16 protein-coding genes and 1 pseudogene are annotated in these 20,208 nt (G+C 71.4%); 14 read left to right on the top strand and 3 right to left on the bottom strand.

Features of this window, described 5'->3' with window-relative positions; translation table 11 throughout:
* The first annotated feature begins 79 nt into the window (after positions 1 to 79).
* From ACFYWX_RS41990 to ACFYWX_RS41950, 9 genes and pseudogenes are all read left to right on the top strand, one after another.
* The gene (locus ACFYWX_RS41990) at positions 80 to 934 is read left to right on the top strand and encodes an amino acid ABC transporter permease (protein WP_389430504.1); all 855 of its coding nucleotides are present in this window, start codon (positions 80 to 82) and stop codon (positions 932 to 934) included.
* Positions 931 to 2,685 carry an FAD/NAD(P)-binding protein gene (locus tag ACFYWX_RS41985; protein WP_389430503.1) on the top strand — a complete coding sequence of 585 codons (1,755 nt, stop codon included), beginning with the start codon at positions 931 to 933 and terminating at the stop codon, positions 2,683 to 2,685. Before ACFYWX_RS41990 ends, ACFYWX_RS41985 begins: the two co-directional genes overlap by 4 nt.
* Positions 2,686 to 2,739: 54 nt before the next feature.
* Complete coding sequence (locus ACFYWX_RS41980) at positions 2,740 to 3,501, top strand: amino acid ABC transporter ATP-binding protein (protein WP_389430501.1); 762 nt, start codon at positions 2,740 to 2,742, stop codon at positions 3,499 to 3,501.
* Positions 3,502 to 3,542: 41 nt separating this feature from the next.
* Positions 3,543 to 4,622 carry an LLM class flavin-dependent oxidoreductase gene (locus ACFYWX_RS41975; protein ID WP_389430500.1) on the top strand — a complete coding sequence of 360 codons (1,080 nt, stop codon included), beginning with the start codon at positions 3,543 to 3,545 and terminating at the stop codon, positions 4,620 to 4,622.
* Positions 4,619 to 5,923 carry an NtaA/DmoA family FMN-dependent monooxygenase gene (locus ACFYWX_RS41970; RefSeq protein WP_389430498.1) on the top strand — a complete coding sequence of 435 codons (1,305 nt, stop codon included), beginning with the start codon at positions 4,619 to 4,621 and terminating at the stop codon, positions 5,921 to 5,923. Before ACFYWX_RS41975 ends, ACFYWX_RS41970 begins: the two co-directional genes overlap by 4 nt.
* Before the next feature lie 4 nt (positions 5,924 to 5,927).
* Positions 5,928 to 6,692, top strand: a pseudogene (locus ACFYWX_RS41965) (DUF1684 domain-containing protein); the annotation flags it as partial.
* A gap of 226 nt (positions 6,693 to 6,918) precedes the next feature.
* Complete coding sequence (locus ACFYWX_RS41960; protein ID WP_389430497.1) at positions 6,919 to 7,824, top strand: S1 family peptidase; 906 nt, start codon at positions 6,919 to 6,921, stop codon at positions 7,822 to 7,824.
* Positions 7,825 to 8,008: 184 nt separating this feature from the next.
* Complete coding sequence (locus tag ACFYWX_RS41955) at positions 8,009 to 8,872, top strand: slipin family protein (RefSeq protein ID WP_389430496.1); 864 nt, start codon at positions 8,009 to 8,011, stop codon at positions 8,870 to 8,872.
* Positions 8,873 to 9,116: 244 nt separating this feature from the next.
* A complete protein-coding gene (locus tag ACFYWX_RS41950; protein ID WP_389430495.1) occupies positions 9,117 to 10,199 on the top strand; it encodes a S1 family peptidase in 1,083 nt (360 codons plus the stop codon).
* Between the two features lie 54 nt (positions 10,200 to 10,253).
* Here the strand turns inward: ACFYWX_RS41950 and ACFYWX_RS41945 are convergent, their stop codons facing one another.
* Positions 10,254 to 11,303: a DUF3533 domain-containing protein gene (locus ACFYWX_RS41945; protein WP_389430493.1), complete on the bottom strand. Its 1,050-nt coding sequence runs from the start codon at positions 11,301 to 11,303 to the stop codon at positions 10,254 to 10,256.
* 154 nt (positions 11,304 to 11,457) lie between these two features.
* On the opposite strand from ACFYWX_RS41945, the gene ACFYWX_RS41940 reads away from it, so the two are divergent.
* From ACFYWX_RS41940 to ACFYWX_RS41930, 3 genes are read left to right on the top strand one after another with little or no spacing between them, the layout of a single operon-like run.
* On the top strand, positions 11,458 to 14,916 hold the full coding sequence (locus tag ACFYWX_RS41940) for a DNA polymerase III subunit alpha (protein WP_389430492.1): 3,459 nt from the start codon (positions 11,458 to 11,460) through the stop codon (positions 14,914 to 14,916).
* Complete coding sequence (locus tag ACFYWX_RS41935) at positions 14,913 to 15,881, top strand: hypothetical protein (RefSeq protein ID WP_389430490.1); 969 nt, start codon at positions 14,913 to 14,915, stop codon at positions 15,879 to 15,881. The genes ACFYWX_RS41940 and ACFYWX_RS41935 overlap by 4 nt, the downstream gene beginning before the upstream one ends.
* Before the next feature lie 50 nt (positions 15,882 to 15,931).
* Positions 15,932 to 17,074 carry an NADAR family protein gene (locus ACFYWX_RS41930; RefSeq protein WP_389430489.1) on the top strand — a complete coding sequence of 381 codons (1,143 nt, stop codon included), beginning with the start codon at positions 15,932 to 15,934 and terminating at the stop codon, positions 17,072 to 17,074.
* Here the strand turns inward: ACFYWX_RS41930 and ACFYWX_RS41925 are convergent.
* A complete protein-coding gene (locus tag ACFYWX_RS41925) occupies positions 17,052 to 17,426 on the bottom strand; it encodes a cupin domain-containing protein (RefSeq protein ID WP_389430488.1) in 375 nt (124 codons plus the stop codon). The genes ACFYWX_RS41930 and ACFYWX_RS41925 overlap by 23 nt on opposite strands.
* An 89-nt stretch (positions 17,427 to 17,515) precedes the next feature.
* On the opposite strand from ACFYWX_RS41925, the gene ACFYWX_RS41920 reads away from it, so the two are divergent.
* Together ACFYWX_RS41920 and ACFYWX_RS41915 are read left to right on the top strand one after the other, a co-directional pair.
* Positions 17,516 to 17,959, top strand: a complete 444-nt coding sequence (locus ACFYWX_RS41920; RefSeq protein ID WP_389430487.1) for a MarR family winged helix-turn-helix transcriptional regulator — start codon at positions 17,516 to 17,518, stop codon at positions 17,957 to 17,959.
* 172 nt (positions 17,960 to 18,131) lie between these two features.
* A complete protein-coding gene (locus ACFYWX_RS41915; RefSeq protein ID WP_389430485.1) occupies positions 18,132 to 19,031 on the top strand; it encodes an esterase/lipase family protein in 900 nt (299 codons plus the stop codon).
* A 63-nt stretch (positions 19,032 to 19,094) separates the two neighbouring features.
* Here ACFYWX_RS41915 and ACFYWX_RS41910 read toward each other — a convergent pair whose 3' ends face one another.
* A complete protein-coding gene (locus tag ACFYWX_RS41910) occupies positions 19,095 to 20,090 on the bottom strand; it encodes a lytic polysaccharide monooxygenase (RefSeq protein ID WP_389430483.1) in 996 nt (331 codons plus the stop codon).
* Positions 20,091 to 20,208: the final 118 nt, after the last annotated feature.

The following is a 20,208-nucleotide window of genomic DNA, read 5'->3' as shown; positions in this document are numbered from 1 at the left end:
GCTCGGCCGCACCGCGCCCCGGCGCGACCGTGTGAAGGCACCACCGAGTTCAACCGACTCGACGTCACGGAGCCTTCACATGTCCTCCGACACCCTCGCCAAGGCCGCCGCCCCGGACATACCGGAACACGCGGACACCCTGCGTATCGTCCCCCAGCGCCGCTACGGCCAGTGGACGGCCGCCGTCGCCGTCCTCGTCCTGCTCGGGCTCGCCGTCAACTCCGTCCTGCGCAACGAGGCGTTCCAGTGGGATGTGGTCGCCGACTACTTCACCACCGACTCGGTGCTGCGAGGGCTGTGGCTCACCCTCTGGCTGACCGCCGTCGTCATGGCGCTCGGCTTCACCCTCGGCGCGCTGCTCGCGGCGGCCCGACTGTCCGCCAACCCCGTGCTGCGCGCGGTGAGTTGGGGATACGTGTGGCTGTTCCGCTCGATCCCGATCCTGGTGCAGCTGCTGCTGTGGTTCAACATCGGGGCGCTGTACCCGCAGATCCTGGGCGTGAAGACGGTCAACCTGCTCGGACCGGTGACCGTCGCGATCATCGGTCTGACGCTGCACGAGGCCGCGTACGCCGCCGAGGTCGTACGCGGCGGCATCCTCTCCGTCGACCGCGGCCAGGTCGAGGCCGCGCAGGCGCTCGGTCTGAGCCGGTGGCGCCGCTGGTGGCGGATCGTCCTGCCGCAGGCCATGCGCTCCATCGTGCCGCCCGCCGGGAACATGCTGATCGGCACCCTCAAGGGCACCTCCATCGTCAGCGTCATCGCCGTGAGCGACCTGCTCTTCTCCGTGCAGCTGATCTACCACCGCACCTACCAGGTCATCCCGCTGCTGATGGTCGCCACGATCTGGTACACCGTCGTCACCTCGGTGCTCGGCGTCGGCCAGTACTACGTGGAGCGGCACTACGCGCGCGGTTCGGAGCGCACCCGATGAGGCGCACGCTCGTCATCGTCGGGGCCGGGCCGCGGGGGACCGGCCTCATCGAACGGATCGCCGCCAACGCGCCCGACCTGTACGCCGGTTCGGGCCTCGACATCCATCTCGTCGACCCCTATCCACCGGGCGCCGGACGGATCTGGCGCGCGGCGCAGTCGCCGCTGCTGTGGATGAACTCGCACGCCGAGGACATCACCATGTTCACCGACGAGACGGTGGACATGGCCGGACCCGTGCGCGAGGGACCCTCGCTGCACGAGTGGGCCGGCCTCGACGGACGTGTCTTCGCCGACCGGCAGACGCAGGGGGCGTATCTGCGCTGGGTCCACGAGCAGGCCGTCGCGGCGCTGCCCGAGGGCGTGGCCGTCCACCACCATCCCCGGCGCGCCCTGCGCGTCGGCGGCCCCCGCGAGGGCCGGCAGCAGGTGTGGCTGGAGGGGCGTCCGCGTCCGCTCCTCGCCGACCTCGTCGTCCTCGCGATCGGCCACCTCGACTCCGAACTCGACGACGAGCAGCGCGCGTTGGCGTCGTACGCCCGCACCCACGACCTGGTCCACCTCCCACCGGACTTCACCGCCGACAGCGACCTGTCCGCCATCGAGGCCGACGAACCCGTGCTGGTCCGCGGCTTCGGGCTCGCCTTCGTCGACCTGATGGTGCTGCTCTTCGAGGGGCGGGGCGGACGGTACGACGGCGACACCTACGTTCCCTCGGGGCGCGAGCCGGTCCTCTACGTCGGCTCGCGGCGCGGTGTGCCGTACCGCTCGAAGATCGGCTACGACGTCGGTGGCGAACGGCCGCCGCTGCCCCGGTTCTTCGGACCCGCCGAGGTCGACGGCCTGCTCGCCCGGCCGGAGGGCTTCGAATTCCGGCGGGACGTGTGGCCGCTGATCGAGAAGGAACTGGGGTTCGCGCACTACCACCGGCTGTTCACGGCGCACCCCGAGCGGACCTCGATGGACTGGGTCGACTTCGAGGAGAAGTACGCGGCGGCCGCCCCTGTCGAACGCCAGGTACTCGTGGCTGCCGCCGTGCCCGACGCCGCCGACCAGCTGGACCTCGCCGCGCTCGACCATCCGCTGGACGGGGTGCGGTACGCGACGCACGAGGAGTTCCAGGCCGGGCTGCGCGGTTACATCGAGGACGACCTGAGCCGCCGGCACGACCCCGCGCACAGCGCCGACCAGTCGGTGTTCTTCGGGCTGCTGTCCGTCTACGGGCAGTTGATCCGGCTCGGTGACATGGGCCCCTGGTGGCACGGCTTCTTCAGCTACCTCGCCTCCGGGCCGCCCGGGCCCCGGCTGCGGCAGATGCTCGCGCTGTCCCGGGCGGGCCTGCTGAAGTTCGTCGGCGCCGACATGACCGTCACCGCGCGGGACGGGGTCTTCCGCGCCTCGAGCGCCACCGTGCCCGGCTTCTCGGTGGCGGCCCGGGCCCTGGTCGAGGCACGGCTGCCCGAGCCCACGGTCCGACTCGCCCGCGGCCCGCTGCTGCGCTCACTGCACGCCGACGGAGCCGCCGAGACCCCGGAGGGGCTGCTCCGCGTGGACCCCGCGGACGGGCGGATCCTGGACAAGGCCGGGCGGCCCCACCCCCGGCGCTTCGCGCTCGGCCCCTACACCGACGGCCGTACCCCCGGCGCCTTCACCCGGCCGCGCACCGGCGGCCCCGCGTTCCGGCAGAACGACGCCACCGCGCGCGCCGCGCTGGCGTTCCTGCGGGACCTGGCCTGTCGCGCCGCCGCGTAAGCCACCCCACTCCACTCCCGCCTTCACCTTCACCTTCACCAAGGGATTCCCGCGATGAGCGTCATGGTCGACATCAGGTCCGTGCACAAGAGCTTCGGGCCGCTGGAGGTCCTGAAGGGCATCGACCTCGAGGTGCGCGTCGGCGAGGTCACCGTGATCCTCGGGCCCTCCGGCTCCGGCAAGTCCACGCTGCTGCGCACCATCAACCACCTGGAGAAGGTGGACCGGGGCGCGATCAGTGTGGACGGTGCCCTGGTCGGCTACCGGCGCTCCGGGGACAAGCTGCACGAGCTGCGCGAGCGCGAGGTGCTGAAGCAGCGCACGCACATCGGTTTCGTCTTCCAGAACTTCAACCTGTTCCCGCACCTGACCGTCCTCGACAACATCGTCGAGGCGCCGGTGTCCGCGCTGAAGCGACCCCGCAAGGAGGCCGTCGAGGCGGCGCGGCTGCTGCTGGACCGGGTGGGTCTCGCCGACAAGGCCGAGGTGTACCCGAGGCAGCTCTCCGGCGGGCAGCAGCAGCGGGTCGCGATCGCGCGGGCGCTCGCGCTGGAGCCGAAGCTGCTGCTGTTCGACGAGCCGACCTCGGCGCTCGACCCCGAGCTGGTCGGCGAGGTCCTCGACGTCATCAAGGACCTGGCCCGGCAGGGCACCACGATGATCGTCGTCACCCATGAGATCGGGTTCGCGCGCGAGGTCGCCGACACGGTCGTGTTCATGGACGACGGGCGGATCGTCGAGCGGGGCGCCCCGGGCGACGTACTGGACCGGCCGCGGGAGGAGCGGACGCGGGCGTTCCTCTCCAAGGTGCTGTGACCCACCCACCCAACCTCCTTACAGAAAAGGGGTCCCCTCCCATGACCGCATCGCACGGCCGGGGCCTGTTGCACCTGGCCGCCGCCGTCGATCAGCCGGCGGCGCACGACGCCGCCTCCCATGTCGAGGCGGCGCGGCTCGCCGAGCGCGGCGGCCTCGACTTCGTGACGCTGGACGACACCTTCGCCCGCCCCGGGCCCGACGCGCTCGCCGTGCTGTCCCGGGTGGCGCCCGCCACGAACCGCGTCGGCCTCGTCCCCACCGTCACCACCACGCACACCGAGCCCTTCCACGTCCAGGCGGCCGTCGCCACCCTCGACTGGGTCAGCCGTGGCCGGGCCGGCTGGTGGATCGACGTGTCGTCCACCGAGGGCGAGGCCCGCCTCTTCGGACGCCGCCACGCCGCACCCGCCGACGAGCTGTGGCGGGAGGCCGGTGAAGTCGCCGACGTGGCCGCGAAGCTGTGGGACAGCTGGGAGGACGACGCCGAGATACGGGACGTGGCGACCGGCCGTTTCGTCGACCGGGACAAGCTGCACCACGTCGACTTCACCGCCTCGGCCTTCTCGGTCAAGGGCCCTTCGATCGTGCCCCGCCCCCCGCAGGGGCACCCCGTGCGAGTCGTCGACGCCACCGAGGGACACGCCCGGCCGACCGCCGCCCGGTACGCCGACGTCGCGCTCGTCAGCGCCGCGAGCTCCGCGCAGGCCCGCGCCGTACGGGACCACCTGCGCGGCCTCGCCGCCGAGTTCGGCAGGGACCCGGACACCCTGCGGGTCCTGGTGAGCCTCCTCGTCGACCTCGGCGACGGCGAGCACGCGGCCGAGGCCGGTCACGGCGGGGGCGGCCCCCGGCAGACCGCGCAGGGCCCGCTGTACCGGGGCGGGCCCGTCGACCTCGCCGAACTGATCGCCACCTGGCACACGCAGGGCACCGCCGACGGCTTCCACCTCAGGCCCGTCGAACCCCGCCGCGATCTGGAGCGGCTCATCAACGGCACGGTGGCGCTGCTCCAGCACCGCGGCCTGTTCCGCACCTTCTACCCGGGCAGCACGCTCCGGGAGCATCTGGGCCTGGCCAAGCCCGTCAACCAGTACGCCGTGACAGGGGGAACGTCATGACCGTACGACGTCGTAAGGAGATCCATCTCGCCGCGCACTTCCCGGGCGTCAACAACACCACCGTCTGGGCCGACCCCGGCTCGAAGTCGCAGATCGAGTTCTCCTCCTTCGAGCACCTCGCGCGGACCGCCGAGCGCGGCCTGTTCGACTTCTTCTTTCTCGCCGAGGGGCTGCGGCTGCGCGAGCACAAGGGCCGCATCCACGACCTGGACGTGGTCGGGCGGCCCGAGTCGATCACCATGCTGAACGCGCTCGCCGCCGTCACCGAGCGGCTCGGCCTCGCCGCCACGGTCAACGCCACCTTCAACGAGCCGTACGAGATCGCCCGCAGGTTCGCCACGCTGGACCACCTCAGCGGCGGCCGGGCGGCCTGGAACGTGGTGACCTCCTCCGACGCCTTCACCGGGGAGAACTTCCGGCGCGGCGGCTTCCTCGACCGCGCCGAGAGGTACACGCGGGCGGCCGAGTTCATCGGCACCGCGCGGGAGTTGTGGGACTCCTGGACACCCGAGGGGGTGCCTCGGCCGTTCGCGCACCGGGGAGCGCACTTCGACATCGCCGGCGAGTTCACCCTGCCGCGCTCCCCACAGGGGTATCCGGTCGTGATCCAGGCCGGGGACTCCGACGAGGGGCGGGAGTTCGCCGCCTCCACGGCGGACGTGATCTTCACGCGGCAGAGCTCGCTGGAGGCGGGCCGTGCCTTCTACGCCGACGTCAAGAGGCGCCTGGAGAAGTACGGCCGCACGTCCGACGACCTGAAGATCATGCCCGGCGTCTCGGTCGTCCTCGGCGACACAGCCGCCGAGGCGCAGGAGAAGGCGGCCGAGATCCGCAGGCAACAGGTCTCGCCACAGAACGCGATCCTCGCGCTGGAACAGATCTGGGGCGTCGACCTGTCCTCGTACGACCCCGACGGGCCGCTGCCCGAGACCGACCCGGTGACCGACTCGTCGATCACCCAGGGGCGCACCCGGCGCGGCGACACCGTCGCGATCGCCGAGAAGTGGCGGGCGCTGTCGAAGGAGAAGGGGCTCTCCATCCGGGAGACCGTGATCGAGGCGGGCGCCCGGCAGTCCTTCATCGGCACCCCGGAGTCGGTCGCCGCCGAACTCCACTCGTTCGTACGGCAGGACGCCGCCGACGGCTTCATCCTCGTACCGCACCTCACCCCCGGCGGGCTCGACGAGTTCGTGGACCGGGTCGTGCCGCTGCTCCAGGAGCGCGGCGCGTTCCGCACGGAGTACGAGGGCACCACCCTGCGTTCACACCTCGGGCTCTCCGACCCCGTATGGAAAGGCTGACCAGATGACCACGGACGCGTTCGACGAGTGGAAGCGGTGGCACGAGCACCGCGTCGAGTCGGTGGCGGGGCCCTACGGGCCGCTCGCACTCACCGGCACCCACTGGATCGAGGATCATCCGGAGGGGCGACTTCCGGACATCCCCGGGACATGGGTGGCGGACGGGGACGCCGTGGCGCTCACGGCCACCGAGGCGGACGGTCTGACGGTGGACGGCCGGCCCTTCGCCGGCAGGGTCCGTATCGGCCCCGACCAGGGCTCCGTCGAGTCGGCCCGGGTCGCGTTCGGCGAGCGACGCCTGGTCGTCCTGGTCCGCGAGGGGAGTTGGGGCGTTCGCGACTACGACCCCGCCTCCGCGGCGCGCCGGGCGTTCCGCGGCATCGACGCCACGCCCTACGATCCGCGCTGGTCGGTGCCGGGGCGCTTCACCCCGTACGACGAACACCGCACCGTGCGGGTCGCGAACGCGGACGGGCGCGAGCGTGGGCTCGCTCTCGGCGGGGAGCTGGCGTTCAGCCTCGACGGGCTGGAGCGGACGCTTCAGGTCACGGTCCAGGGCGACGGCTCGCTGTGGGCGGTCCTCGCCGACGCCACCAGCGGGAACGGCAGTTACCGGTTCCGGTTCCTCTATGCGGTGGCGCCCGACGCCGAGGGCCGTACGACGGTCGACCTCAACCGGGTCGTGCTGCCGCCGTGTGCCTTCGCCGACCACTTCCTCTGCCCCTTCCCGCCGCCCGGGAACCGGCTCGACCTCGCGATCGAGGCGGGGAGCGGAATCTGGTCTGAGGCCGCGCGAAGTGGCCAAATCGCACACTTCGTTCAAGGGGTGACGGCCGAAAGGCGCCCTTGTGCCTACCGTCCGTTCGGCCGAATACTCCCCACAGCGCTTGTCAGGGGCACGGCGTGTTCGGAATCCGGGCAACCGTGCCGCTCGACTGCGCCTCACGGGCCCCACCCCACGCGGGCCCCCGACTTCCCCTGGGAGGGAACGAAACGTGAGGATCAAGCGCACCACCCCCACCAGCGGCATCACGAGACGGACCCGGCTGATCGCCGTCTCCACCGGACTCGTGGCCGCCGCCGCGATCGCGATCCCCCACGCGAGCGCGAACGAAGCAGCCACCTTCAGCACCACCCAGCTCAAGAGCGCCAGCGCCTCGGTGCTCAAGGCCGACATCCCGGGTACCGCCTGGGCCGTCGACTCCAAGACCAACCGCGTCGTCGTCACCGTCGACAGCACGGTCTCCAAGGCCGAGATCTCCAAGATCAAGGAGCAGGCCGGCACCAACGCCGACGCGCTCACCATCAAGCACGCCCCGGGCAAGTTCCAGAAGTACATCGCGGGCGGCGACGCCATCTATGCGAGTAGCTGGCGCTGCTCACTCGGCTTCAACGTGCGGGACAGCTCCGGGAACTACTACTTCCTGACCGCCGGTCACTGCACCGACGGCGCGGGCACCTGGTGGTCCAACTCGGGTCACTCCACCACGCTCGGCACCACGGCGGGATCCAGCTTCCCGACGAACGACTACGGTCTCGTCAAGTACACCAACTCGTCGGTCACGAAGTCGGGCACCGCGGGCAACACCGACATCACCAGCGCGGGCACGCCCAGCGTGGGCACCACGGTCACCCGTGACGGCTCGACCACCGGCATCCACAGCGGCCGCGTCACCGCCCTCAACGCGACCGTCAACTACGGTTCCGGCGACGTCGTCTACGGCATGATCCAGACCACGGTCTGCGCCGAGCCCGGCGACTCCGGCGGTTCCCTGTACGGCACCAACGGTGTCGCCTACGGCCTGACCTCGGGCGGCAGCGGCAACTGCACCTCCGGTGGCACGACCTTCTTCCAGCCCGTCGTGGAGGCCCTGAGCGCCTACGGTGTCAGCGTCTTCTAGACCGGCCCGCACCGCACCGGTCACGACCGGCCTCCGCACGGCCCACGCAGCAGCCGACAGCGGAAGGGAGCCCCCGCACGACAACCGTCGTGCGGGGGCTCCCCCTTGTCCGTGGCCGGGGCTACCGTCGACGTACAGGCAGTACTCCCTTGTGAGACGCCCACGACGGACCCTGGGGGCCGCGATGGTCGAGGAGCTGGTGGCGGCGGGAGTGACGCTCGCGTCCGCCGGTGCGGTGTACGTGATGGCGGCGGCGCGGGTCGTCAAACAGTACGAACGGGGCGTGGTCTTCCGCCTCGGCAGACTCCGCCCCGAGGTGCGCGGTCCGGGGTTCACCATGATCGTTCCGGGGGTCGACAAGCTCCGGAAGGTCAACATGCAGATCGTGACGATGCCGGTGCCCGGGCAGGAGGGCATCACCCGGGACAACGTCACGGTGCGGGTCGACGCCGTGGTCTATTTCAAGGTGACCGCGCCGGCCGAGGCGATCGTGCGGGTGGAGGACTACCGGTTCGCGGTCTCGCAGATGGCGCAGACCTCGCTGCGCTCCATCATCGGCAAGAGCGAGCTGGACGATCTGCTCGCCAACCGCGAAAAGCTCAACCAGGGCCTGGAGCTGATGATCGACAGTCCGGCCGTGGAGTGGGGCGTCACCATCGACCGCGTCGAGATCAAGGACGTCTCCCTGCCCGAGACCATGAAGCGGTCCATGGCCCGGCAGGCCGAGGCCGACCGGGAGCGGCGGGCCCGGGTCATCAACGCGGACGCCGAACTCCAGGCGTCGAAGAAGCTGGCCGAGGCGGCGCAGGCGATGTCGGACCAGCCCGCCGCGCTGCAACTGCGGCTGTTGCAGACGGTGGTGGCGGTGGCCGCAGAGAAGAACTCGACGCTGGTGCTGCCGTTCCCGGTGGAGTTGCTGCGGTTCCTGGAGAAGGCGCAGCAGGTGCAGACGTCGCCCGTGGTGCAGCAACCGGTGCAGCAGCAACTCCCGTCGGTCGAGCCTCACGCAAACACCGGTGCGCAAGGGGCGATTTCAAGACAGGACTAGTCCTCGCGGATCCTCGGCGACCGGTGAAGAGTTACCCACACGTAGTGTTTGCGATGTGAAGGCCCCTGGTGTGACCGTGGACAGTCAAGGTGAAGGGGGCGCGCAACTCCCGTTCTACGCGCGTCCGGAAGTCACCCTTGTGTGCTCCCTGTGGGGTTCGGAAGAGTAGGCGCTCGTCAACCAGCCTTCCGGTCCCCGAGATCCCCACAATCTCCCGGGCCGACCCCCCACAGGAGGACGAGAGTTGAAGCACCGACGCATATCCAGGCGCCGTGCAGCCATGGCAGGTGCGGGCATCGCCGCACTGGTCGCCGCGGGTGTCACCTTCCAGACTGCGAACGCCAGTGAGCCCGTGAAGGCCGCCACGCCCGAGACCCTGTCGATCACGGCGGCCGGAAAGCTCGCCTCCACGCTCGGCAAGGACCTCGGCACCGAAGCGGCGGGAACGTACTACGACGCAAAGGCCAAGGCCCTCGTCGTGAACGTGCTCGACGAGAGGGCCGCCAGGACCGTCGAGGCGGCCGGCGCCAAGGCCAGAATCGTCGAACACTCCCTCGCCCAGTTGAAGAGCGCCCGCACGACGCTCAAGGACGACGCGACCATCCCCGGCACCTCCTGGGTGACGGACCCGACGACCAACAAGGTCGTCGTCACCGCCGACCGCACCGTCTCCAAGGCCGAGTGGGCCAAGCTCACCAAGGTCGTCGAAGGTCTCGGCCCCGTCGCCGAGGTCCAGCGGACGAAGGGGGAGTTCAGGCCCTTCGTCGCCGGCGGCGACGCCATCAACGGCTCGGGCGGGCGCTGCTCGCTCGGCTTCAACGTGGTCAAGGGCGGTCAGCCCTTCTTCCTGACCGCCGGTCACTGCACGGACGCCATCTCCACCTGGACGGACTCCTCCGGCAAGGAGATCGGCACGAACGAGACGTCCAGCTTCCCGGACAACGACTTCGGCCTCGTCAAGTACACCGCCGACGTCGACCACCCGAGCGAGGTCAACCTCTACAACGGCTCCTCGCAGAAGATCACGGGCGCGGCCGCGGCCACCGTCGGCCAGGCGGTCACCCGCAGCGGCTCCACGACCCAGGTGCACTCCGGCAAGGTCACCGGTCTGGACGCCACCGTGAACTATGGCAACGGCGACATCGTCAACGGCCTCATCCAGACCGACGTCTGCGCCGAGCCCGGTGACAGCGGCGGCTCCCTCTTCTCGGGCAGCAGCGCCGTCGGCCTCACCTCCGGCGGCAGCGGCGACTGCACCTCCGGCGGGGAGACCTTCTTCCAGCCGGTGACGGAGGCGCTGTCGGCGACGGGCACGCAGATCGGCTGATCCTTCCCCCCACGGTTTGTGTGAAGTCCCGCCCCGCGCGCGAGGGGCGGGACTTCAGGCTGTGTGCCGTCCTGCCCGCCGTCGGCCGCGCAGTACCGCCGCCAGCAGCGTGACCACCACCCCGCCCACCGCCCACGCCGACAGCACCAGCAGCGAGGCGGTCATGTCGTTGCCCTCGAAGTAGGCGATCGAGCGTGCCGACCACGTTCCCGCGCCCGGCGGCAGTGCGGGGCCGATGTCCCTCCAGAACGGCGGGAGCAGGGGAGGCGGCAGCGCGCCACCCGCGCTGGGATTGCCCAGGATCACCACGAGCAGGATGACCAGCCCGATGCCGGCGAGCCCGAAGACGCCCTGGAACGCGAGCGTGGCCGCGCCGACCGCGAAGACGATCAGCGCGCCGAGTCCCCAGAAGGCCGCGAAGGAGCCGGGCAGGGCGCCCAGGATCGGCCCGACGATCAGGGCGCCGCCGAGTCCGCCGACGATTCCGACGAGGACCAGGGCGAGCAGCCGGATCACCGCCCGCTTCGGGTTCGAGCGGCCGGCGCCCGAGCTGATCGTCATGATCGACGCGCACAGATAGCCGCCCACGCACCAGCCGACGGTCACGTAGAAGGACGAAAGACCGTTGGCGTCCTGTTTGTCGGCCGGGGCCACGTCGACGGTCCGCACCGTGCGCCCCTGCGCCTTCTCCAGGCCGGCGGTGAGCGCCTCCACGGTCGTGGCCAGGACCCGCCCGCCGCCGGTGGCGACCAGGAGGGTGTCGGTGGTGCCGGCCGGGTCGATGATCAGGGCGCCGTCGATCTCCCGGTCCCGGATCTGCTGCCGGGCCGTCGCCGCGTCGGCCACCGCGCGAGGGTCCAGCGGCTCGCCGGGCAGCTTCTCCAGCCGGGCCACCGCCTGCTGGGCGGCGGCCCCGGGCGCCACCACCCCGAAGGGCACGTCCTTGGGCTTCGGGTCGTGCAGCGCCCCCACATAGGAGGCGATGAACAGCAGGCTGAGCGCGACCACGCCGAGGACCAGCAACGTGGCCCGCGGGGTGACGGCGTCCTTCACCTCGTCGAGAAATGACGTGCGGGGCGTACTGGCGCCGGCGGTCTGCGTCATGCCCCCACGGTCCGGGGCACCGGGCGTTTGTGCAGGTGGGAAGCGCCCGAATGGTTGTCGTACAGATGTTCGGGAATTGGTCTATGGTGGGGGTGAGAGGGTAGGGAACTGATGTTCGAGAGTCCGGCGGGGCTCATGGGTACGGGAGGTGCGTGTGCCGGGATTCACGCATCTGCACACCGTCTCCGGGTTCTCCCTGCGATACGGCGCCTCGCACCCGGAGCGCCTCGCCGAGCGCGCCTCCGAGCGCGGCATGGACGCCCTCGCCCTCACCGACCGCGACACCCTCGCCGGCTCGGTCCGCTTCGCCAAGGCCTGCGCCAAGGCCGGCGTCCGCCCGCTGTTCGGCGTGGAGCTGGCGGTGGAGGAACCCCGGCGGGGCGAGTCCGTACGAGGGGACGCCCGAGGGGACATACGGGGAGAAAGGCGCCGAAGGACTCCCGTGCGCGGCGGTGCCTTCATCGACGAGTCGACACCCCGCGTCACCTTCCTCGCCCGGGACGGCGCCCGGGGCTGGGCCGACCTGTGCCGGATCGTCACGGCGGCGCACGCGGGTGAGGGCACGCCTTTGCTGCCCTGGACGGCCAACAGAGGGGACGGCCTGACCGTCCTGCTCGGTCCCGACTCCGACGTGGGCCGGGCCCTGGCCGCAGGGCGTCCGGACCGCGCGGCCAGGCTCCTCGCCCCCTGGCGCGAGGTCTACGGTGACGCCCTGCGCCTGGAGGCCGTCTGGCACGGCCGGGAGGGAACGGGCCCCGGCTCCCTGCGCCTGGCCGCCCGCACCGTCGGCTTCGCGGCCGAGCAGCGGGTCCGGCCGGTGCTCAGCAACGCCGTCCGGTACGCCGACCCCGGCCTCGGACCGGTCGCCGACGTGCTGGACTCCGCCCGCCGACTGGTCCCCGTCGACCCCACCAAGGAGCTGGACTCCGGTGAGGCCTGGCTGAAGGACGCGGGCGCCATGCTGCACGTGGCCGAGCGGGTCGTCGAGGCGGCAGGCTACCGGCGCGACACCGCCCACCGCCTGCTGGAGCAGACCCGGGCGACGGCCGCCGCGTGCCTGGTCGACCCCGATGACGACCTCGGCATCGGCACCGTCCACTTCCCCGAGCCGCACCTCGTCGGCGCCGGCCGCCGCACCGCCCAGCGGGCGCTGGCCTCACGGGTCGCGGCGGGGATGGTGCTGCTCGGCTACGGAGGGCGGCGCGCGTACTGGGAGCGGATGCACCACGAGCTGGACATCATCGCCCACCACGGCTTCGCCTCCTACTTCCTGACGGTCGCTCATGTCGTGGACGACGTCAGGGGGATGGGCATCCGGGTCGCCGCGCGCGGCTCCGGCGCGGGCTCCCTCGTCAACCACGTGCTCGGTATCGCGCACGCCGACCCGATCGAACACGGGCTGCTGATGGAGCGGTTCCTGTCCAAGGAACGGGTCGTGCTCCCCGACATCGACATCGATGTGGAGTCCGCGCGTCGCCTGGAGGTCTACCGCGCGATCATCGACCGGTTCGGCACCGAGCGGGTCGCGACGGTCGCGATGCCGGAGACGTACCGGGTGCGCCACGCGATCCGCGACGTCGGCGCGGCCCTGTCCCTGGACCCGGCCGACATCGACCGCATCGCCAAGTCCTTCCCGCACATCCGCGCCCGCGATGCCCGCGCGGCGCTGGAGGAGCTGCCGGAACTCAGGGAACTGGCGGGGGAGAAGGAGAGGTACGGCCGGTTGTGGGAGCTGGTCGAGGCCCTGGACGCGCTCCCGCGCGGGGTCGCTATGCACCCCTGCGGAGTCCTGCTCTCCGACGCCTCGCTCCTGGCCCGTACGCCGGTCGTGCCGACCAGCGGCGAAGGGCTGCCCATGTCGCAGTTCGACAAGGACGACGTGGAGGACCTCGGGCTGCTCAAGCTGGACGTGCTCGGGGTGCGGATGCAGTCGGCGATGGCGCACGCGGTCGCGGAGATGGAGCGGGCGACGGGCGAGCGGATCGACCTGGACTCGGTCGCGGAGGGCGACCCGGCGACGTACCGGCTCATCCGTTCCACCGAGACGCTGGGCTGCTTCCAGATCGAGTCGCCGGGCCAGCGCGACCTGGTCGGGCGGCTCCAGCCGGCCACCTTCCACGACCTGGTCGTCGACATCTCCCTCTTCCGGCCGGGTCCGGTCGCCGCCGACATGGTGCGGCCGTTCATCGAGGCACGGCACGGGCGGGCGCCCGTCAGGTACCCGCACCCCGATCTGAAGGAGCCGCTGAAGGGGACGTACGGGGTCGTCGTCTTCCACGAGCAGATCATCGACATCGTCGCCATCATGACCGGCTGCGGACGCGGCGAGGCGGACCGGGTGCGGCGCGGACTGGCCGACCCGGAGTCGCAGGGGCGGATCAAGGTCTGGTTCGCGCAGCGCGCGGCGGCGAACGGATACGACGCAGAAACGATTCATCGGACCTGGGGGATCGTCGAGGCCTTCGGTAGCTACGGCTTCTGCAAGGCGCACGCGGTCGCCTTCGCCGTACCGACGTACCAGTCGGCGTGGCTGAAGGCGCATCACCCGGCCGCCTTCTACGCGGGCCTGCTCACGCATGACCCCGGGATGTACCCGAAGCGGCTGCTGCTGGCGGACGCGCGGCGGCGCGGGGTGCCGATCCTGCCGTTGGACGTGAACGAGTCGGGCGTCGCCCACCGTATCGAACTGGTGTCTGAATCAAGGGTGTGGGGGCTCCGGTTGGCCCTCTCCGACGTGCACGGCATCAGCGAGGCCGAGGCCGCGCGGATCGCCGACGGACAGCCGTACGCCTCGCTGCTCGACTTCTGGGAGCGGGCGCGGCCCAGTCGTCCGCTCGCTCAAAGGCTGGCCCAGGTCGGCGCGCTGGACGCCTTCGGCGCCAACCGGCGTGATCTGCAACTGCACCTGACCGAATTGCACCGGGGCGCCCGGGCCGTGGGCAGCGGCGGGGGGCAACTGCCACTGGCGGGCGGGCGGAAGACGGCTCCCGCCGGGCTGCCGGACCTGTCCTGCGCCGAGCGGCTCAGCGCCGAACTGGGCGTGCTGTCCATGGACGCCTCCCGCAACCTGATGGACGACCACCGCGGCTTCCTCGACGAGCTGGGCGTGGTCTCGGCGCGGCGGCTGCGCGAGGCCAGGCACGGGGAGACAGTGCTGGTCGCGGGCGCCAAGGCGGCCACCCAGACCCCGCCGATCCGCTCCGGCAAGCGGGTCATCTTCACCACCCTGGACGACGGCACCGGCCTGGTCGACCTCGCCTTCTTCGACGACTCCCACGACACCTGCGCCCACACCGTCTTCCACTCCTGGCTGCTCCTGGTGCGCGGGGTCGTGCAGCGCCGGGGCCCGCGCAGCCTCAGCGTGGTCGGGTCCGCGGCCTGGAACCTCGCCGAACTGGTCGAACTGCGCGTCGAGGGCGGGCTCGACGAGGTGGCGGCGCGGCTCGCGGAGCCCGTCCCGGAGAGTTCCGGGGACGGCGCTTTGGAGGCCGCTCGAACGATTCGCATGCCCACGGGGTACGAGATGCACCCCTGGGCCGATCTGCGTCCGGCGGGCGAAGAGCCCGCCAAGGTACGGAAGTTGTGGCACCAGAGTCCGGGGAGTGCGGGATGACCATCCTCTGCGTACGTTTCCAGCTGCCTCCGCTGTACGAGGCCGCCCTGCCCAGACTGCTCGGGCTCCTGGAGGACTTCACGCCCGTCGTCGAGGCGCTGCCGCCGGACGGGGCGCTGGCCGATCTGCGCGGCGCCGAGCGGTACTTCGGACGCGACGCCGTCGAGCTGGCGTCCGTGATCCGGGTGCGGTCGCTCGCGCTGTACGGCGTCGACTGCCTGATCGGCGCCGGTCCCGGACCGTTGCTGGCCCGCGTGGCGCTGCGCGACGCCCGGCCCGGCGTGACGTGCGCGGTCCCCGAGGACGCCGTCGCGGAGTTCCTCGCCGACAAGTCCGTCGCCGCGCTGCCCGGAGTCGGCACCGCGACCGCCCGCACGCTGGGCGAGTACGGCCTCGACACCCTCGGCCGGGTCGCCGCCGCACCCCTGTCCACGCTCCAGCGCCTGGTCGGCGCGAAGGCCGGCCGCGAACTGCACGAGAAGGCGAACGGCATCGACCGCGGCCGGGTCGTACCGAACGCCGTCTCACGCTCCCTGGCCGCCGAACGCACCTTCCCCCGCGACGAGTTGGACCACGACCGGCACCGCCGCGCATTGCTCTCCGCCGCCGAGGAGCTGGGCGCCCGGCTGCGCGCCCTGGAGAAGGTCTGCCGCACCCTGACCCTCACCGTGCGCTACGCCGACCGCTCCTCCACCACCCGCAGCCGCACCCTCAAGGAACCGACCGCGCACTCCGCCGCGCTGACCAGGACGGCCTACGGCATGTACGAGGCCCTCGGCCTCCAGCGCGCCCGCGTCCGCGCGATCGCCCTGCGCGCGGAGGGGCTGGCCCCCGCCGAACAGGCCACCCACCAGCTCACCTTCGACCCCACCGACGACAAGCTCCGCCGCATCGAGGAGGCCGCGGACCGCGCACGAGCGAGGTTCGGGCCGGGGGCGGTGAAGCCGGGGGCGTTGGCGGCGTGAGGGTTTCCCGGGGTGCGTGTCGTCGTTCGTGAGTGACATAGGGTGCCCCCATGACATGGCGGGGGCCGACTCATCGGACGGTGGACGGGGAGAAGATCAGCGGTACGTGGTGCCATGTCTGGAGGCGGCACGAACTGCTGCCCGACACGTACTTCGTCGAGGACCTGGTCGTCTTCGCCGACGGCACGATCTCGTGCGGGCGGCCGACCGACCTGGCGGGCCTGGAGCGGATGCTGGAGTCGGGCCGGATCGCGGTCACGGATCCGGGGCAGCCTCCTCACGAGGCGCCCGAGAACAGATGGCGCTCCCGTTACCCGGAACCGCTGACCCCGGCGGGCTTCCTCCTCGAAGTCGCCGACCGCATCGAGGAGTTGGCCGGCCGCCCGAGGACCGACGAGCGTTGCTGGGAGGCGGTCCGCCGCTTCCGGCAGGCGCCCACCGAGGCCAACCGGGCCCTGCTCCGGGACGCCTACCTGGCCATTCCGCCGCACCGACGCGTCTACTGCCTCGGCGACATGGACCTCCAGGACCGTCCCCTGCGCATCCTGCTCACCGAGATCGGCGAACCGGCCGACGGGGACGGACCGACGGTGACGGCCGAGATGCACCAGGAAGCGCTGGACTACTTCCGGCACGGGGACGAGGCCGTCGCCCGCGAGCGGGAACAGCAGGCCGTCCGGCACGCGGACGACCCCACCACGGCAGGGCACCCGGCCGTCGTCCTGCACCAGACCCACTTCCCGAACGGCCTCCCCGCCGACCCCGGCCTCTCCGCCCTGCGCAACGACTTCCCCGCCCCGGTCCGCTACGCCGGCGACACCTACCCGTCCGTCCTGCACGGCTACTGGGCCCTGTCGACGGCCGACGAGGCCGACCGCACCGCCGTCCGCGACGCCCCGACCGCCGACGAGGCCCATGAGTGGGGCGGCCGGGCCGCACGACGGGACGACTGGCCGGCCGTACGCCTCGCCGTCATGGCCGGCCTGCTGCGTGCCAAGTTCACCCAGCACCCCGAGCTCGCGGAAACACTCCTCGCCACCGGCGACGCGAGACTCAGCTACACCGGCTACGCGGAGTCCCCGTACTGGAGGGACACCCGCGACGACCGCGGCCGCAACTGGACGGGCCGGCTCCTTGAGCTGACCCGCGCCGAACTCCTTGCCGACAGGGTCAGTTGGCCCACGGGGGAGTGATTCGCGTTCCGTCGGCCAGCTCCGCCTCCAGGCCGATGGACGTGGTGACCCAGGACAGCGCCGTGTGATCGGTCGGGTTCTCGACACCGAGGGCCGTTCCCGGGTTGACGATCACCGTGTCGCCCGCACCGATCCGCTCGGGGTGGCCGTCGAGCGTGAGGACCAGTTCGCCGACGAGCAGATGGAAGATCTCCTCCCGGTTGACGGTGTGCACGGGGGCCTTCGTCCCCGGGGGGATCTCGCCGCGCCAGGCGCACAGTTCCTTGCTGCCGGTGAGGGGGGTGGCGTACGCGACGAAGCGGGCGCCGTGGATCTCGTGGACGACGGCTTCGGACGAGCGGACGACGGGCATGGTGAGGCCTCCTGGGATCAGATGGTCAAGCAGGTTGACTATATGGTCAAGGTGCTTGACCAATACGTCAAGAGTGTTTCAATGCAGGCGTGCAGAACTCCGAGGCCCTGGCCCTGACCGCCGCCCTGCTCGCCGCCGCCGGTGAGCTCACGCAACGCATCAACGACGGTGTCGTGGCCCGTGGATTCGAGGTGCGGCCCGCGCACGGATACGCCTTCGCGCGGCTGGCCCCCGGTGGCGCGACGGTCACCGACCTCGCCACCCATCTCGGGGTGACCAAGCAGGCGGCGAGTCAGCTCGTGGACGAACTCGTGCGCAAGGGATACGTCGAGCGGCGGCCGCACCCCGGTGACGCTCGGGCCCGGCTGATCGTGCTGACCGAGCGCGGCTGGGCCTGTACGCGAGCCGCGGAGGAGGCGGCCGCGGAGGCGGTGCGGGGGTGGGTCGAGGTGCTCGGGGAGGGTGAAGTGCGCATGCTGCGCGACCATCTGCTGCGCATCGCGCCCTACGGGCCCATCAGGCCCACCTGGTGACGGCTCGTCGGCGGTCCCGGGTGCCCCGGCCTACCGCTGGAAGTTTTTACTGACGCGTAACTTCCCCCGTCAGCTACTCGTCCGTAACTTGACGAGAGAACAGCATCCTCGTGATCCGGATCACAGGGCGTAGAGCCGTCGTACTCCCCTTGAGCCGCAAGGAGATCACCCGATGCTGCCCTGGAAAAGAGCGCTCAGATCCCTGGCCGCGCTGCTGCTGACCGCTGCCGCGGTCGTCACCGTCCCCGCCACCGCCGCCCACGCGACCACCACCACGAGCTGGGGGTCCCCCCGCTCGAGCGAAGCCGAGAGTGGGGGAGGTTGGAACGACTATTCCTGCAAGCCGTCCGCCGCCCACCCCCGCCCCGTCGTCCTCGTCCACGGCACCCTCGCCAACTCCGTCGACAACTGGCTCGTCCTCGCGCCGTACCTGGAGCACCGCGGCTACTGCGTCTTCTCCCTCGACTACGGCCAACTGCCCGGCGTGCCGTTCTTCCACGCCCTCGGTCCCATGGACAAGTCGGCGGAGCAGCTGTCCGCCTTCGTCGACAAGGTGCTCGCCGCCACCAAAACCACCAAGGCCGACGTCGTAGGACACTCGCAGGGCGGCATGATGCCCCGCTACTACCTCAAGTTCCTCGGCGGAGCCGCCAAGGTGAACGCCCTCGTCGGCATCGCGCCCAACAACCACGGCACCACCCTGTCCGGCCTCACCAACCTGCTGCCGTACTTCCCGGGTGCCGAGGACCTGCTCACCGCCGCCACCCCCGCCCTCGCCCAGCAGATCGTCGGATCCGACTTCATGACCAGACTCAACGCGGGCGGCGACACCGTGCCCGGCGTCCACTACACGGTCATCGCCACCAAGTACGACGAGGTGGTAACGCCGTACCGGACGCAGTTCCTGAGCGGGGCCGACGTGAAGAACGTCCTGATCCAGGACCTGTGCCCGCTCGACCTGTCCGAACACGCCCTGCTCGGGCTGACCGACCGGATCGCCTTCCACGAGGTGGCCAACGCCCTCGACCCGGCCCACGCCACCCCCACCACCTGCGTGTCGGCGGTCGACTGACCGACGGGTGTGTAGCGCCGGGGCCTGACCGACCTGAGCCGCCGGTCAGGCCCCGGAGTCCGTTCAGCGACCGCGCCGGCCGCCGACCGCCGCGCGCCGGCGCACCGACGCGAACAACGCCGCCGAGCCGAGCGCGAGCGCGGCCGCACCGCCGACGGCGAGGTACGGGGTGCTGCCGTCGCCGCCGGTCTCCGCGAGGTTGCCGGAGGTGGCGGCCGTGGCCCTGGGCTCGTTGGCCGTGCTCGGGGCGTCGGTCGCGGCCGGCGCCGGCTTCGCCGACGTACGGGCGTCGTCGTCGCCGTGACCGCCGTGCTCGATCGTCGACTTGCCGGCGCCTTCCTCGATCTGTTCCTCGGAGGGAGCGGAGGCGGAAGGGGCAGGCGTGGAGGAACTGGTGCCGGAGCCGTTGCCCGCCGGGTCGGTCCCGCCGAAGCTCACGTCGGAGCAGGAGTAGAACGCCTCCGGGCTGTCCGAGCGCTGCCAGATCGCGTACAGCAGCTGCTTGCCGGAGCGCTCGGGCAGTGTGCCGGAGAACGTGTAGAAGCCGCCCGCCGCGACCGGGTCGGTGGCCGTCGCCACCGGGTGCGCCAGATCCAGGTCGTCCCAGGCCGGCGACCGCGCAGGGTCGTAACCGGCCTTGGTGATGTACACCTTGAAGGTGCCCTTGTGCGGGGCGGTCACGCGGTACTTGAAGGTGTACGAGCCCTTGCGCACGCCGGTCGCCGGCCAGTCCGCGCGGGCCAGGTCGAGCCCCTTGAACTCGGCGTTGCCGGCGCTGCACAGCTTGCCGTCCGGTATCAGCGACTGATGCCGCCCGCCCGCGTCACCGATCCGCACCCCGTTCCAGTCGTACAGCGCCTGCGTCCCCCCGGCCGCGACCGCCGCCCTGCACGCATCCGACTTCGGACTCTCCGGCCCCTCCCCATAACACTGCGAAACCCGGCTCACCGGATCCCCCATCGACCCATGCGCGGACGCCGGCCCGGCGGCCAACGCGCCGAGCGCGAGCGGGGCGACACCGAGCACGGTGACAGCGGCGACCTTGCGGGATGCGGACATGGGGGAACTCCTCGACGGCTCCGGTACGGGAGGGGCGAGACGAACCTAGCCGCGCCCAACCGCGAAATCGCCTGCTCGGGGCGGGTGGAGGAGATCCTTATGGTCGCGTTAAGGAAAG

Source organism: Streptomyces sp. NPDC002888 (assembly GCF_042888465.1).
GTDB lineage: Bacteria > Actinomycetota > Actinomycetes > Streptomycetales > Streptomycetaceae > Streptomyces.
Note: the sequence above shows the minus strand (reverse complement) of the source record. Positions and strands in the feature narration are given on the sequence as shown.